This is a genomic window from Algoriphagus locisalis (assembly GCF_900116615.1).
Taxonomy (GTDB): domain Bacteria; phylum Bacteroidota; class Bacteroidia; order Cytophagales; family Cyclobacteriaceae; genus Algoriphagus; species Algoriphagus locisalis.
The window spans coordinates 709,800-724,924 of sequence record NZ_FPBF01000001.1; the positions used below are offsets into that span (position 1 = coordinate 709,800).

10 protein-coding genes and 2 tRNA genes are annotated in these 15,125 nt (G+C 40.8%); 9 read left to right on the forward strand and 3 right to left on the reverse strand.

All coding sequences use genetic code 11. From position 1 onward, the window contains the following. Positions 1 to 4: 4 nt before the first annotated feature. From BM386_RS03115 to BM386_RS03140, 6 genes are all read left to right on the forward strand, one after another. On the forward strand, positions 5 to 337 hold the full coding sequence (locus tag BM386_RS03115) for an arsenosugar biosynthesis-associated peroxidase-like protein (protein ID WP_091691581.1): 333 nt from the start codon (positions 5 to 7) through the stop codon (positions 335 to 337). A 3-nt stretch (positions 338 to 340) separates the two neighbouring features. Further along, on the forward strand, positions 341 to 1,393 hold the full coding sequence (gene arsS, locus BM386_RS03120; protein ID WP_091691582.1) for an arsenosugar biosynthesis radical SAM (seleno)protein ArsS: 1,053 nt from the start codon (positions 341 to 343) through the stop codon (positions 1,391 to 1,393). 1 nt (position 1,394) lies between these two features. Beyond that, positions 1,395 to 1,988: a TIGR04282 family arsenosugar biosynthesis glycosyltransferase gene (locus tag BM386_RS03125; RefSeq protein ID WP_091691583.1), complete on the forward strand. Its 594-nt coding sequence runs from the start codon at positions 1,395 to 1,397 to the stop codon at positions 1,986 to 1,988. 113 nt (positions 1,989 to 2,101) lie between these two features. Continuing rightward, on the forward strand, positions 2,102 to 2,725 hold the full coding sequence (locus tag BM386_RS03130) for a DUF6134 family protein (RefSeq protein ID WP_091691584.1): 624 nt from the start codon (positions 2,102 to 2,104) through the stop codon (positions 2,723 to 2,725). Beyond that, positions 2,718 to 3,425, forward strand: coding sequence for a TIGR04283 family arsenosugar biosynthesis glycosyltransferase (locus BM386_RS03135; protein WP_244545446.1), 708 nt, complete (start codon positions 2,718 to 2,720; stop codon positions 3,423 to 3,425). The genes BM386_RS03130 and BM386_RS03135 overlap by 8 nt, the downstream gene beginning before the upstream one ends. Positions 3,426 to 3,445: 20 nt before the next feature. Continuing rightward, a complete protein-coding gene (locus tag BM386_RS03140; RefSeq protein ID WP_091691585.1) occupies positions 3,446 to 4,507 on the forward strand; it encodes a VOC family protein in 1,062 nt (353 codons plus the stop codon). A 7-nt stretch (positions 4,508 to 4,514) separates the two neighbouring features. Here the strand turns inward: BM386_RS03140 and gap are convergent, their stop codons facing one another. Further along, positions 4,515 to 5,525 (reverse strand): type I glyceraldehyde-3-phosphate dehydrogenase, encoded by a 1,011-nt coding sequence (gap, locus tag BM386_RS03145; RefSeq protein ID WP_091691586.1) that lies wholly within the window; start codon positions 5,523 to 5,525, stop codon positions 4,515 to 4,517. Between the two features lie 190 nt (positions 5,526 to 5,715). On the opposite strand from gap, the gene BM386_RS03150 reads away from it, so the two are divergent. The 3 genes from BM386_RS03150 to BM386_RS03160 all read left to right on the forward strand — a co-directional run bounded on the left by BM386_RS03150 (position 5,716) and on the right by BM386_RS03160 (position 9,510). After that, positions 5,716 to 5,787, forward strand: a tRNA-Glu gene (locus tag BM386_RS03150). A 46-nt stretch (positions 5,788 to 5,833) separates the two neighbouring features. Beyond that, positions 5,834 to 5,908: transfer RNA gene (locus BM386_RS03155), tRNA-Glu, on the forward strand. Positions 5,909 to 6,090: 182 nt separating this feature from the next. Beyond that, positions 6,091 to 9,510, forward strand: a complete 3,420-nt coding sequence (locus BM386_RS03160; protein ID WP_170857020.1) for a HEAT repeat domain-containing protein — start codon at positions 6,091 to 6,093, stop codon at positions 9,508 to 9,510. Between the two features lie 287 nt (positions 9,511 to 9,797). Here BM386_RS03160 and BM386_RS03165 read toward each other — a convergent pair whose 3' ends face one another. Beyond that, positions 9,798 to 12,764: a TonB-dependent receptor domain-containing protein gene (locus tag BM386_RS03165; RefSeq protein ID WP_091691587.1), complete on the reverse strand. Its 2,967-nt coding sequence runs from the start codon at positions 12,762 to 12,764 to the stop codon at positions 9,798 to 9,800. Positions 12,765 to 13,206: 442 nt separating this feature from the next. Beyond that, the gene (locus tag BM386_RS03170) at positions 13,207 to 14,976 is read right to left on the reverse strand and encodes a peptidase associated/transthyretin-like domain-containing protein (protein ID WP_091691588.1); all 1,770 of its coding nucleotides are present in this window, start codon (positions 14,974 to 14,976) and stop codon (positions 13,207 to 13,209) included. Positions 14,977 to 15,125: the final 149 nt, after the last annotated feature.

The window sequence follows — 15,125 nt, forward strand, 5'->3', positions numbered from 1 at the left end:
CACCATGAAAACTTACTACAACCCTGAAGATCTTAAGAAATTTGGTAAAATAGCTGAGTTCCAAAAGCCTCTTGCTGACAAGTTTTTTGACTACTATGGAGAAGTATTTGCTGAAGGTGCACTTACCGCGAGAGAAAAATCCCTAATTGCTCTTGCTGTCGCGCATACCATTCAATGTCCATATTGCATCGATGCCTATACTACAGATACAATGGAAAAAGGCTGTGATGAAGAACAAATGATGGAAGCTGTTCACGTAGCTGCAGCTATCAGAGGAGGCGCATCGCTGGTTCACGCCACGCAAATGATGAATAAAGTGAAGGAAATTTCCATGTAATTAATGAAGTCACTCAAAGCACAAAATCACCGGCTCTCTAGTTCAGAAGAGGAAATTGAAGTCTTAGAAATGGATATGCCATCCTTTTCAGGAAATCGCTTCGCCGTTGAACTAGAGAGTTCCAATCTATATCCTTTAAAACCTACCCAGATTGAAATCCTGCAAATAAATCTGGGTAAAATGTGCAATCAGGTTTGCAAACACTGTCACGTGGATGCTGGACCTGACCGCAAAGAAATCATGACCCGTGATACCATGCAGGAATGTCTGCAGGTTATAAAAAACCATGAAGTTACTACAGTGGATCTGACAGGAGGTGCTCCTGAAATGAATCCTGATTTCAGATGGTTTGTGGAATCTATCAGAGCTATAGATTCTGAAATAAACATTATCGTTCGTTGTAACCTTACGATCATCCTGGCAAATCCGAAGTACCATGATTTACCTGAGTTTTTCAAAAAACATAAGCTAGAGGTTGCTTCCTCATTGCCTTACTTTACTGCAATGAAGACAGATTCCCAGCGTGGAGATGGAGTTTTTGACAAATCCATAAAAGCCCTCAAACTTCTAAACGAGCAAGGCTATGGGGTAGAAGGCTCGGGATTGATTTTGAATTTGGTGTATAATCCTTCAGGTGCATTTATGCCTGCAGCTCAAGCTGGATTGGAAGCTGAATTTAAAAAGCGGCTTGCTGATAAATTTGGAATCACTTTCAATTCACTTTTTACGATTACCAATCTTCCAATCAGTCGTTTCCTAGAATACCTGCTGAGAAGTGATAATTATGAAGGTTATATGGAGAAGTTGATAGAAAGTTACAATCCTGTAGCTGCAGCTGGAGTGATGTGCCGAAATACCATTTCTGTGGGATGGGATGGTTATTTATACGATTGTGATTTCAATCAAATGCTGGAGCTTAAAGTCTCTGCTGAAGATTCTCAGCACATCAGAGATTGGAATCACCAGTCACTTACAGACCGTGAAATAATCGTTAAAAACCATTGCTTTGGATGCACGGCAGGAGCTGGGTCAAGTTGCGGAGGAACTACAACTTGATATGAAGGATGGATTAATCATTTTTCAGAAAAATGCCGAATTGGGTAAGGTGAAAACCAGGCTTGCAGCTACAATAGGAGACCAAGCAGCTTTTGAAGCCTATCAAAGCTTGGTTAAATACACCCATAAAGTAACTTCCCAAAGTGTAGCAGATAAGGTTCTCTTTTTTACCAATTCCTTAGAAGAAGACCTTTCAACTTATCCTAGAGATTATAGGTTTGAACTACAGTCAGGCGAGGGATTGGGAGATAAAATGAAGAATGCCTTTGATCAGCTTTTCGAAGAGAAATATGATCGTTTGGTAATAATAGGGACCGATTGCGCTGAGATTACCCCTGAGCTAATTTCTGAGGCTTTTGAAAAATTAAGAAATCATGAGGTCGTGATAGGTCCAGCTCAAGACGGTGGATATTACTTACTTGGAATGCGAAGTTTATTCTCGGGTATATTCGAAGGAATTCCATGGAGTACAGACCAAGTGACAGCCCTGACCGTTTCTTTTTTGGAGAGAGAGTCCATTACCTATGACTTGTTGCCCGTTCTTTCTGATGTGGATACCAAGGAAGATTGGGACCGGTTTAAAGACAAACTTTAACAAACCTATTACTGTAAAATTTGGGTAATTTAAAGGAAACGCGCCATCTTACCTTAGAATTTATTTGTTGAAAGTAACGCAAAATCAAACCCGCAATTTCTACTTCTAGGCATATGTCCCTAAAACGCTATAAACCAACAAGTTTTCTTATTGTACTCATTTCCCTACTGATTGGGATAAGTGTTAATGGTTTCGGCCAAACTAAAACGAACACCTACGATATCGTTTTGGCTGGTTTCACAATTGGTACCATGCAGGCTGATAAAACGACTTCAGGAAAAGTTGAGGATTATCAGATCCATAGTAAAGTGGAGTTCTGGTTTTTTGGAAAAATCCATGTGGAATTTCTACAGAATGTCAATTTCCAAAATGGACAATTGATGAAAGCGACTACCAAGTCAGATTCGAATCGAGGCAATTTTGTGACCACTATAAATTGGAATAAAGACCACTACGATATAGATGCCAATTCGTACAAATTTCACAATGAATCTCCCATCAATCAGGCTGTTTATGGCACTCCTGCAAAACTTTATTTTCATGAACCCAAAGACGGTGACATTCTAATTTCCGAAAACTTCGGTATGATAACAGAGGTGCGGGAGATCGAAAAGGGCGTTTACGAAATTGATGTAAATGGAAATATGAATCGTTTTTATTACGAAGGAGGAGTTTTAGAAAAAGTAGTGTTGGAAAACAATATCAAGAATTACTCGATAAAACGAAGAGTTGACTGATGGATTGAAAATTTCTGTGATCATTCCCTGTCTCAATGAGGCCGAGAATCTGAAAGAACTGATTCCTTACCTACAAAGAAATGGTGGAGAATCACTTTCAGAAATCATTGTAGTTGACGGAGGATCTGAAGATAATTCAACAGCTATTGTAAATTTTTTTGGTGTTTTGCTGATACATTCACCTGTTGCCAACAGAGCCACTCAATTAAATCTTGGAGCAAAATCAGCAAAAGGAAACCTGCTCTATTTTGTTCATGCTGACACTCGGCCTGTGCCTAACTTCGCCAAGCAAATAGTAGAAAATCATAAAGCTATAAAGTCACCTGGATGCTTTAAATATAAGTTTGATTCGAACAGCCGTCTATTACAGTTCAATTCTTGGTTTACCCAATTCAATGGGATTTTTGCAGGAGGAGGAGACCAAAGTTTATTTATTGACAAAAATCAATTCCTCTCTATGGGTGGATATAATGAATCCTTTGTGGTGATGGAAGACTTTGATTTGGTGAGAAGAATTCGTCAAAAAACTGATTTTCATGTTCTTCCATTTGAAATGACTGTTTCTGCTCGTAAATACAATGAAAATAATTGGTTAAAAGTGCAGCTAGCCAATTTTACAGCTTTTTCTCTTTTTTTGTTAAAAGTTAAGCCAGCTACAATCAAAAGTTTATATTTAAATTTTTTAAGCCAAAAGAATTAAATAAGCATAACCGTAGTTGAATGAATCAAGCGACAATTAATGGAATCCAGCAAGTAGGGATAGGGGTAAAAGATGCAAATCAGGCCTGGGCTTGGTATAGGAAAGCATTTAAAATGGACGTGCCAATTTTTCAGGACAGTGCGGAGGCAGCATTAATGACTCGTTACACCTCGGGAAAGGTAGAAAGCAGACATGCAATTCTCGCGCTGAATATGCAAGGCGGGGGAGGCTTTGAGATTTGGCAATACACTTCCAAAGAGCCGCTGGCTTCTGAGCATGAACTTACTTGGAAGGATTTAGGGATTTTGGCAGTGAAAATGCGCTGTCATGATATTCACAAAACTCACGCTCATCTCAAAAGCGTTGGTGCCGAAATGCTGGGCGAGCCTGTCAAAAATCCACTTGGTGTTTGGCATTTTTATGTGAAAGATCCTTACGGAAATACCTTTGAATTAATAGAAAATGGCTCCTGGTTTAGCAAAAACAAAGATCTAACTGGTGGAGTCTTAGGAGTGGTAATCGGTGTGTCTTCCATAGATGCAGCATTGCCAACCTATCAAAAGCACTTGATGCAATCCGAGATTCTTTGTGATCAAACTGGCGTTTGGGAAGATTTCGCTCAGGTAGGAGAGGGAACTTCAACCTACCGACGCGCAATTCTGCAAGGCTCCTCCACGATGACTGGTGCTTTTGGAAAACTATTCTGCCAAACTCAAATTGAATTAATAGAAACCGAGGGTCAGCCTAGGAATAAAGTGTTTGAAAACAGAAACTGGGGAGATCTAGGCTTTATCCATTTGTGCTTTGATGTAAACGGAATGGGCGCTATCAAGGAAAAACTTGCGAAAGATGGCATAGAACTAACCGTAGATAGCGGAAATGAATTTGATATGGGGAAAGCTGCTGGAAGATTCTCCTATTTAGAAGACCCTGATGGCACTTGGATTGAAATGGTAGAAACATTCAAAGTCCCAATCATGGAGAAATTAGGATGGTATTTGCACTTGCATAAGCGTGATAATACCAAAAACCTTCCAAACTTTATTGTAAAGCTTCTTTCACTCAATCGTGTAAAAGCTTAACATCAAATTAATTCCCAGATATCAGGCGGGCTAGGTCAACCAAACGGTTGGCGTAGCCCGCTTCGTTATCATACCAACCCACCAGCTTGATCATCTTCCCTTTGGCTGATGTCAAAGCAGAATCAATGATACAGGAGTGGGAGTTTCCTATGATATCAATCGAAACGATAGGAGAGTCCTCTACTTCTAGAAATCCCTTCAAATAGCCTTTGCTGGCTTCCCTGAAGGCATTGTTTATTTGATCTTCTGTTACATCTTCCTTTAGTTCCACAATCATATCAGTCAGGGAACCGTCCGGTACAGGAACCCGCATCGCTGAAGCTTCAATTTTTCCAGCTAGTTCGGGCAAAATCTCATCCAACGCCTTGCCAGCGTTAGTTGTCGTAGGAATAATAGAATAGGCAGCAGCTCTGGCTCTTCGTAGATCGCGGTGCGGTGCATCGTGAAGGTTCTGGTCGTTGGTGTAGGAATGTACAGTTGATGCGAAGCCTTTGACCACTCCGAAATTATCATCCAACACTTTTACCATAGGAGCGAGGCAATTGGTAGTGCAGGATGCATTGGAAACTATTCGTTCTTCTCCAGTTAAAATGGAATCGTTCACTCCCAGCACCACCATTTTGATGGTTGGATCGAGGGAAGGGGCAGAAATAATCACTTTTTTCGCTCCAGCTGTCAAATGTTTTTCCGCTCCGGATCTATCCGTAAATCTTCCTGTACATTCGATCACAAGGTCAATGTCTAAGGATTCCCAAGGAAGTTTTTCTGGATTAGCTATTCCAAAAAGTTGAATTTCCTGCTCATTAACTTTTAGAATAGAGTCCTTCAGCTCAATTTTACTAGAAGATTTACGATGAATGGAATCGTATTTGAGCAAATGGGCAATTGCTTCCTGATCCGCTAAGTCATTAATTGCAACTAGTTTTAACCCGCTTTTTTCTAAAATTAGTTTGGCTGTATATCGGCCTATTCTTCCAAAACCGTTGATGGCTATTCTGATGTCCTTGGTAGGTTTCATTGCGTGTAGTGTGATTGGGGCTCAAAAATAGGAAAATCAACAGCAAACCCTTCAAAGAAAATTTTATTCCTTTGGACTCAGGTTTTTAGCACAAATCAGAAGAAATTTTTGAAGGCAAATTGTTTTTAAAAACTTAACCTTCTATATTTGCACAACCATTCAGAAAAGCACGTTTTCGAAGGGTATTAATGGTCGGTTCGTCTAGGGGTTAGGACACGTCCCTTTCACGGATGAAACACGGGTTCGATTCCCGTACCGACTACATTGTCGCCTGAATTTCAGGAAGTTGTGAATTTTTATTGAAGTATGGTCGGTTCGTCTAGGGGTTAGGACACGTCCCTTTCACGGATGAAACACGGGTTCGATTCCCGTACCGACTACCAAGACGTTAAAGCTCAATCCCCGCTTTGTCTTATCTTATTTTTGTTTTATGGTTGTTAGTGGTTAAAGTGAACAAAATCCCGATCCTTGGTCGGGATTTTGTTTTTTATACCCTTTTTGACTAATGGCAAACAAGGCATTTCTAATTTTGTTACTTTCAAGATTGGAAAAATAAAATTTACCTATGCCTCAACCCAAAATAAAACCACACTACGCCAAAGTTATTTTGGCAGCAGCAATTCCCTTATTGATTTCCTGTGGAAAAACTGAAAAAGTTGATCTCCGCGAACGTACCTTGACCAAGGAGGAAATCGCTCCTATGGTGCAAGCAGCTGAAGGTGGAATCAACGCAACGCTAAGCCCAGGGCTCAAACTGTCCCTTTGGGCAGTGGATTCACTTGTTTACGATCCGATTTCTATTCAGGTGACTGATGATGGAAGCCTGTATTATACACGAACCAACCGCCAAAAAAACTCTGAGTTTGATATCAGAGGTCATCAGGAATGGGAAATACCATCTATTAGCCTTCAAACTATTGAAGAAAAAAGAGCATTTCTTCAAAAGACCCTTTCTCCGGAAATGTCTGATAAAAATACTTGGCTGGCAGATGTGAACGGAGACGGATCACATGACTGGCGGGATATGACAGTGGAAAGAGAAGAGGTATTTAGATTGGAAGACAGGGACGGCGATGGACTTGCTGAATATTCCCAGATCATGGTTCAGGACTTTAGCGATGTTACAAATGATGTGGCCGGTGCCTTGCTGAAGTTGGAGGATAATTTATTTGTGGGGGTAGGTCCAGATTTGTGGAGATTAAGCGATAAAAACGGTGATGGCGTCATGGATGAGAAGGAGTCAATTTCTCATGGATATGGTGTTCACATTGGTTTTGGAGGTCACGGAATGTCAGGCCTTAAACAAGGGCCAGATGGTAGAATCTATTGGGGAATCGGAGACATCGGATTCAATGGAGTTGGCCCTGATGGCACCGAATGGAAGTATCCAAATAGAGGAGTGGTCGTAAGAGCAAATCCTGATGGAAGTGACTTTGAGGTTTTTGCCATGGGGGTTAGAAATACCCATGAGTTTACTTTTGATGCGTATAACAACCTGATCTCCGTGGATAATGATGGTGATCACGGGGGAGAAAGCGAGCGATTGGTTTACCTGGTAAACGGTTCAGATACTGGCTGGAGGACTAATTGGCAATTTGGAAAGTACCGTGATCCAGATAACAATACTTATAAAGTATGGATGGACGAAAAACTATACATTCCACGTCATGAGGGACAGGCTGCATACATCACTCCACCGATTCAGAATTACATCAATGGCCCGACAGGGATGGTTTACAATCCAGGAACTGCTTTGGCAGAGAAATGGAAAAACACTTTTTTCGTAGCTTCATTTGTAGGGAATCCTACCCGCTCAGGTATTCATGCCTTCAAGCTGGAACCTGATGGAGCATCTTTCAAAATGACCCAAACCGAAAATATCATGTCTGGTGTCTTGGCAACAGGTCTTGATTTCGGACCAGATGGTTCACTTTACTTTGCGGATTGGATAGATGGCTGGAATACCAAAAATTACGGACGGGTTTGGAAAATTGAGGACGAAGGTGGAGCAAACTGGGAAGCTAGAAAAATCACTGCCCAAGTGATGAAAACTGATTTCAAAACGCTTAAAGATGATGCACTTGCAGGCTACCTAAGTGATGAAGACATGCGGATCAGAAGAAAAGCGCAGTTTGAATTAGCGAAAAGAGGAGAGAAAGGAATGGCTATTTTCAAAGCAGCCATAGCGCAAAAGTCAAATCAATATGCAAGAATCCATGGCATAGTTGGAATCAGTCAATTGGCAAGAATGGAGAAAATGGATTATGCTGATGAGCTAATTCCTCTATTAAAAGATCAGGACTTTGAGATTCGAGCCCAAGCTGCTAAATGGCTTGGAGATATTAAATATGCTAAAGCGGGAGATGCTTTACTTCCTTTGCTTTCAGATAGTGAAATCCGAGTGCGATTCTTTGCTTCGGAAGCCTTAGGTAGAATTGCTTATGAGCCTGCCATTAATGGCTTGATAGGAGTATTGGAAGCTAATAACGATGAAGATGCATTCTTACGCCATGCTGCCAGTTTAGCTTTGGCACGAATCAATAAGAAGGATCCTATTCTTGCGCTTTCCTCTCATCCTTCTAATGCTGTTCGTCTTGGAGCAGTTTTGGCACTTCGCAGAATGGTTGATCCGGGAATTGCTGCCTTCTTAGCAGATGAAGATGAATATATCGTAACAGAGGCAGCAAGAGCGATTAATGACGATTTCTCCATCGAAGGAGCACTTCCAGCTTTGGGTGACTTATTGGTAAGTACCAGTTTTGAAAATGAGCCTTTGATCAGAAGAGCGATCAATGCAAACCTGAGAGTGGGAACTCAGAAGGCAATGGATAATTTGAAGGCGTACATAGCAAAACCTGGTGTGAATTCAGTATTGAAAGCTGAAGCAATTGCTACTTTGGGCACTTGGGCAAAGCCTTCGGTTCTTGATCGGGTAGATGGAAGAAATAGAGGTGCTATAGAACGGGATCTTGCGCCAATACAATCTTCTGTAAAAGAAACCTTGATAGGTTCACTGAATGACAGAAATGAGGAAGTAAGAGTAGCAGGGGTAAAAGCAATCGGTAAATTGAAAATCGCTGATGCTGAATCTAAACTTGTGTCCCTACTTAGAAATGACCAATCAGAAAATGTACGTGTAGCCGCTATTTTAGCACTTTCCGTTACGAATCCAGGCTCAATTTCTGAGCCTATTGAGATAGCGATGAAAGATAAGTCCAGAGCAGTACGTGTCGTAGGTTTGGATCTTCTGACCAAAACTGATATTTCTCAAGATCTTATGGTAAGCCTGCTTCAGGATGTTATTCAAAACAGAACCACTGCTGAAAAGCAAGCGGCGTTATTGAGTCTGGGAAATCTGGAAAATTCAGCTGAGCTTCCTCTTTGGAATACGCTTTTGGATGATTTGTCTAAGGACAAACTGCCTAATGAAGTGATGATCGAGTTGGAAGAAGCAATAGACTCCACAGGTTCAGCAGACTTGAAGACTAAGTATGCAACGATCCAGGAGGAAAGAACTGGTGGAGACTTAGTTGCTCTCTATAGTGGAGCATTAGAAGGCGGCAGTGTAAGGGTAGGAAGGAATATTTTCTTCCAAAACCAAACTGCTCAATGTATCCGTTGTCATGGATACGATGATATGGGCGGTGTAGCTGGTCCGCACTTGAATGGAATCGCTAATCGGGTCACTAAAACAGAATTACTGGAAGCTTTGATCGATCCAAGTAAGCGACTTGCTCCGGGATATGGGATAGTGCAGCTTGAGCTAAAAGATGGGACTTCTGTTAGTGGAACCTTGATGGAAGAGCAAGAAAATGGTTTGCTCGTAAAAGTTGGAGCAAAGCCCGATACCTTGATTATGAACAGCAGCATTGCTGAGCGCAAGAATTCTCCTTCAAGTATGCCGGATATGAAGGCATTGCTAAGCAAAAGAGAAATCAGAGATCTATTAAGCTTCTTAAGCACCATGACGAAAGAATGGGAATAAAAAGACTGCTTATCAGTTGATATCAAAGGGGATCATCACAATTGTGGTGATCCTTTTTATTTTGGTCAAAGTAGGAAAGTCCGGGTTTAATGATTCAGATATGCCCTACGAGGATTTGCTGTTTTAATCTTAAGGTCTAAAGACGATCAGGATATTTTTCCTCGATACTTTTCTGCGAAGACGATTTTACTATAAAGTTTTTCACCTGATATTTTTCTCTTTATGAATAGAAAAAGCCATCCCGAAATGATCGAGATGGCTATAAATTGATAATTTGTTGGTAATCTTTAATTCAGGAACTCGTCAAACGTCAAGCTTACAAAATACATGGTTCCAACGGTTGGGTTGCCCCAAGCTTGAGTATATCCTTTGCTGAAAAGATTTGAGCCTCCCACTTTTAAGATTGACTTCATGCTTTTGATTTTGTAGCTCAACTGAGCATCAAATGTACCATAAGCAGGAATTACCGATAGTTGCTGAGTAGAAACAGCAGGGTTCACGAAAGAAGATTGCCACGCAAATTCTCCTTGCCATCTGTAGGCTAAAGCAAATCCAAGGTTGTCAATTACCTCTCTATTGGCAAAGTTCAATACGTATCGGTATTCAGGCGTATTGAAGCTAGGTTGGAAACCTGTTTCTGCCAGTTCGTCCAAGTTAGAAAGCGTATTGAATGACACATTACCACCTACAGTATATCCCTTTGGTAGTTTGTAATCCAAACTTGCTGCCCATCCCCATGATTTGATAATTTCTGCTCTATTAACAGGCATGGAATAAATATTTCTACCTCCTGCACCCAAACCGATCAGGTTTAAGCCCGTCATTGGATTAGGACCTGCAAGACCAGCGTCTGATGCATCTTGAACCAAAACCTGGCTACCATTGAAGTTCTCAAATCTATTGAAATACGCATAAGCATCTACCAATAGCTTTTGTCCCCAAATTCCTTTATAGCCAACTTCAAAAGACTTCACACGCTCAGGCTGGAACTTTTGAATTTCATAAGGCTGTAATAAACCTACATTTGCTTGTGCTGCTAGAAAGCCGACCGTTTGTGCGATAGCAGATTCTGCCTCCGAAGCTGGGATCTGCCCAGCCTGAATTTGCTGGGTAACGATAGCAATTGCCTGCTGTTGAATTGCAGGATCTTGGGCAGATTGCTGAACAGCTCCACCATAATTAGTCACATTTGCCAGCGTATAACCAGAGTTTGCATTCAGGTTATAACGATCTGCAAAGAAAGGCAATCCACCTATCAGACGTGCTTGCGGGGTATTCAGGTCAATGTACTGGTCCTGATTGGTAGGAATACGGAAACCAGTCTGGTAGGAAGCTCTGAAGTTGTGATTTCCCTGAGTGAAAACTCCAGAAACTCTTGGGGACCATTGACCTTCGAAATTCTCATTTTTATCATATCTCGCTGAGGCTGTCAATTTGAATTTGTCATTGAACAACTTCTTTGATCCTTGAATGTATCCTCCATATTCCTGGATGTTGAATTCTTCACCATTTTCAGTGAGCGCAAAAATTGTCCCGTTGGAGTTCAGGTCATAAATTCTATAATTAGCACCTACTACAAACTCTGCAAATTTGATTTGTTCTGAAAGGTTATACGATCCTTCAAAGTGGTACAAGTTACTGCTATCAACGAATTTTGCTCCTACGCCATTTTGGTCGCCCGGAATTGGTCGGGATGTTACTGCGGTCAATGCATTGTTAAATTCAGCTGTTCCAGGCATAAATCTGCCTTGATCTGCAAAAGCTCTCGCTGCTAGATGCGCCTGATCTGAAGGTAAACCAGCACTCACTGCCTGAGCATACGCTCCAACATACTCGGGGAACCATTGCGTACTAGCTTTCCATGCTTCGTTTATTCCCTGTGCTGCTGTGCCTACTGCAAAAGCATCTCCAGACCTTTCTTGGGTAGTATATGCTCTCACATACCAATTAGAAGCTTTTAATTCAGCTTTGTATTGCCCCATCATGAAATCCTTCAAAGAGTACCTGTCTGCACCGGTATAAACTGTGGTACCAAAACCAAGATTTCCCTGTAGAACCGCCTCGATGTTGTCGTTAATTCTATAATGAAGAGCAGCATTGAATTTCAATGACTTAGTGCCGTAATCCGCTAGATCTCTTTCCATATAACCTGTTCTAGAAACAGCTGTACTAGGAATAATTCCTAAAGCTGCTTGCGGAAGGAAACCAGCAGCCACCATAGATTGCGCCACAGAAAGCATGTTGACATTGGTCTCATCACCATAAATATTCACACCATTATAAGCTGGATTGTTTGATGTATTTCCAGTTTCAATGGTGGATCCGTTTAATAAGGATTGATCTCTGAAGTCGTTTGCCTGCCAGTCATCAGCTTTTAAGTATTCGAAGTTCACTTTAAAAGCAAACTTATCATTGATTGCTTTCGCATACCGGGCACTGAAATTATAGAAGCCAGTTGAAGCTTTGGATCTACCACTTTCATCCATGATACCGGTTTTCACGCTGGCTGATAAGCCTTGATATAAAAAAGGACTTTTTGATGTCATCAGCAAAATACCATTGATGGCATTTGGCCCGTAGAGCGCTGAAGAAGCACCAGGAAGTAGCTCTACGCTTTCTAGATCCAACTCGGATATTCCTACTATGTTACCAACAGAGAAATTCAGACCTGGCGCCTGATTATCCATTCCGTCAATCAACTGCACAGTTCTTACGTTACCGTTGGCATTGAACCCACGTGTGTTGAAAGACTTAAATAGGAGGGATTGCGTGCTCATTTCCACGCCTTTCATGTTGTTGATCGCGTCGTAGAAACTTGCCTGAGGCGCATCCCGGATGGCGATTATATCCATCTTTTCTACAGAAACTGGAGATTGAAGCACACTTTCTTCCACTCGAGAGGCCGAAACTACCACTTCCTGTCCAAGGATGGCAGATTCTACAAGTTGCACATTTACAGTGGATTGTGCTGTAGTTACTTCAATTTCCTGGGTATTGTATCCTACCATTGAAAAGACAAGCGTCAATGGCGGATCCTGATTTACATTTAGCGAATACGCTCCATCTAGGTCCGATATGGTACCAATAACCTTTCCTTTGACTAAGATGTTAACACCGACTAAGGTTTCTTTGGTGTCCGCGTCGCTTACGGTTCCAGAGACCGTTGTTTGCGCAAAAACGGTTCCTGAGGTGAGGGAAACCAAGAGTGTCAACAAGAACACTGCTGTCTTGGTTTTGAGTGTAAAATTGCTCATAGGCTATTTTAGTTTTTATTGTGGGTTTATGAATTCAGGGTGGGAATTCAGTCAGTATATTGCGAAAATTACCCTAATAAATGAATAATTGATACTTAAAAGCAAGAATTTGATTTGAATCAAAATCTGTGAAAAAAGGCTAAAATTGGAAACTGAGCCTTTCAATTAAAATATTAAAATTAATCCTTGTCTTTATTGTTAATCCTTAATCAAGTCACCTGTTTTATTGTTAATTCATAAATGAATAATTTTTTGATCTTGATGATGGAGAGTCAATAAAAATGCGCAGAAAACTAAATTTGGTACTTCTGATAAAAGTCGAACTCATACTATTAAAGCTCTAGCGTTCAATTGATCTTCAGCTGGAAATCGTGAACGTTCAGGGTTTAAAATAAGCTAGAGATTCTAGTAAACCCGGAAAAGAGAATTGAAAGTCTTTTTACTAAAAAATTACCTGCAAACCCCCAGTCACTCCGCCATAGCTTCTGTAAATCCCATTTGAAGTTGTTTTGTCCAGAATATTCCAGCCATTGGTGAAGTGATCTTGTCCTGGATCGAGAAAGGCGAAATTTAGGCTTGGGCCTGCAAAAAGTCTTAAGTGATTTCCAATATTCAATCCAGGTAATAGTCTAAAGGTTTGGAGATGATTGGAGATGGAAACAAAGTCACTTGCGCTCATACTTACAAATTCTGTATCAAGCGAAAACCTATGATCAGTAATTAAATGAATCCCAAGACCAATTTCCAAACCTATCGGCGTATCTACCTCACGTAGTTGATAGGAGGCACCAAAAATTCCGTACATTTTTCTGCCACCAGACCGAAAATTGAAATGAGTGAAACTCGATTCATCCATAGAGATGGAAAGGGCCATTTCTCCATTTTTGATGAAGTTCAATAGACCTAAAGAGTAATCACTTTCATCTGCTATGTTTACCAAACCGAACTGGAAACCATTGACTTTTTTAGCTCTGTTTACAATTGAAGTGATTTGATAATTGACGGTATCGCCGACAAAGTTTGTAATTCCTGCTATTTGGAATCCAGCTGAACTGGAGGAATTATTGGCTATTCCTGCCAGTTGAAAATAGTTTGACTTTTTGCTGTGATTGACGATTCCTCCGATCTGAACATCTGAAGTTTCGCCAACAGTATTTATAATTCCGCCAATTTGGAGTCCTTTTACATTGCCACGAACATGATTATAGATTCCGCCGACCTGTAATCCGTCCACGTCCCGGTAAACAGAATTATAAATTCCTCCAACTTGAAGTCCTTTGGAACTCCCGCCCACCATATTAAAGATACCAGCAACCTGAAGTGATTTGACATCTCTTTTATTGATGTTAAAGATCCCTGCCACTTCCATTCCCTCAATACCAGCCGTATAGCCACCGATCAAGTTCAAGGAAAATTTGCTGATGGTTTGGCTACTGAACATTCCTTTGGTACTTAATCCGGGTATCAATGACATTTGAACTGGGCTTTCAGCGAAGAAACTTCCCATGTTGATTCCCTGTAGCCTTTGTTTGAATCCTATGAATGCTCGTCCGAGAAAACTCTCTTCCAATGCTTGTGTGGCACTGTCCCCAGGAATATAGCGAAATCGTTTGTTCTCTTTGTCCGCCACAATGCTCACTGTGGGCAAAAGCAAAAAGGTGGTGTCCCGATAATTCTCCTTGCTAAGTGTGAGCCAAATTGAGGAATTCTGCTTCTTGTATTTGAGTTTGAAATAGCCATTTTCATCCGTTAGTGTAGAGGCTAGGCTGTTTTTATCATAAATACTGGCTTGGCTGACTGGCTGATCTGTTCGGGCATTTTTGATGTAACCTTTGACGGTAACAGTTCTAAATCTTGTCTCCATATCAGCATCCAGATCCAGTTTTTCAGGTGCATATCTGATGATGATATACCCCGGAAGTTCCTTGTATTCATAGGAGTCACCCAATTCATCTAAAAGAAACTCTCCAATTGTACCTGAGAATTGCTCATTTTCCAGCGGTTGATCTAATTGAAGTAAGGTGCTTTCATAGGAAAAGTAGAAATTGTTTTGCTCAGAAAGCGTATCCAATAGTTGGCGAAGATTGAGCTCATCGCTTCGCTGAATCTTTATTTTCTTTTCCAGCATCATCTGAGCAAAGCCATTAACTGAAAACATCAGAAAAATAAGAAGTAGGAGAGAACCTTGAAAAAGTGCTTTAAGGCGTAACATTTATGTATTCGTATTAAAAATGATGTGTGAATTTAACAAAGTAAGGACTATGATTTTTTCAACCATAGTCCTTATTTTTTATGAAAGTCAATTATTACCTGATGTGTATATCCGATTTTCTGCCAGTAAGGATGCTAAAGTAATATAGG

Bases quoted from the DNA above. Each gene is read 5' to 3' on its own strand.
- BM386_RS03115 (WP_091691581.1), top strand. From the start codon at position 5: ATGAAAACTTACTACAACCCTGAAGATCTTAAGAAATTTGGTAAAATA.
- arsS (WP_091691582.1), top strand. From the start codon at position 341: ATGAAGTCACTCAAAGCACAAAATCACCGGCTCTCTAGTTCAGAAGAG.
- BM386_RS03125 (WP_091691583.1), top strand. From the start codon at position 1,395: ATGAAGGATGGATTAATCATTTTTCAGAAAAATGCCGAATTGGGTAAG.
- BM386_RS03130 (WP_091691584.1), top strand. From the start codon at position 2,102: ATGTCCCTAAAACGCTATAAACCAACAAGTTTTCTTATTGTACTCATT.
- BM386_RS03140 (WP_091691585.1), top strand. From the start codon at position 3,446: ATGAATCAAGCGACAATTAATGGAATCCAGCAAGTAGGGATAGGGGTA.
- gap (WP_091691586.1), bottom strand. From the start codon at position 5,525: ATGAAACCTACCAAGGACATCAGAATAGCCATCAACGGTTTTGGAAGA.
- BM386_RS03160 (WP_170857020.1), top strand. From the start codon at position 6,091: ATGCCTCAACCCAAAATAAAACCACACTACGCCAAAGTTATTTTGGCA.
- BM386_RS03165 (WP_091691587.1), bottom strand. From the start codon at position 12,764: ATGAGCAATTTTACACTCAAAACCAAGACAGCAGTGTTCTTGTTGACA.
- BM386_RS03170 (WP_091691588.1), bottom strand. From the start codon at position 14,976: ATGTTACGCCTTAAAGCACTTTTTCAAGGTTCTCTCCTACTTCTTATT.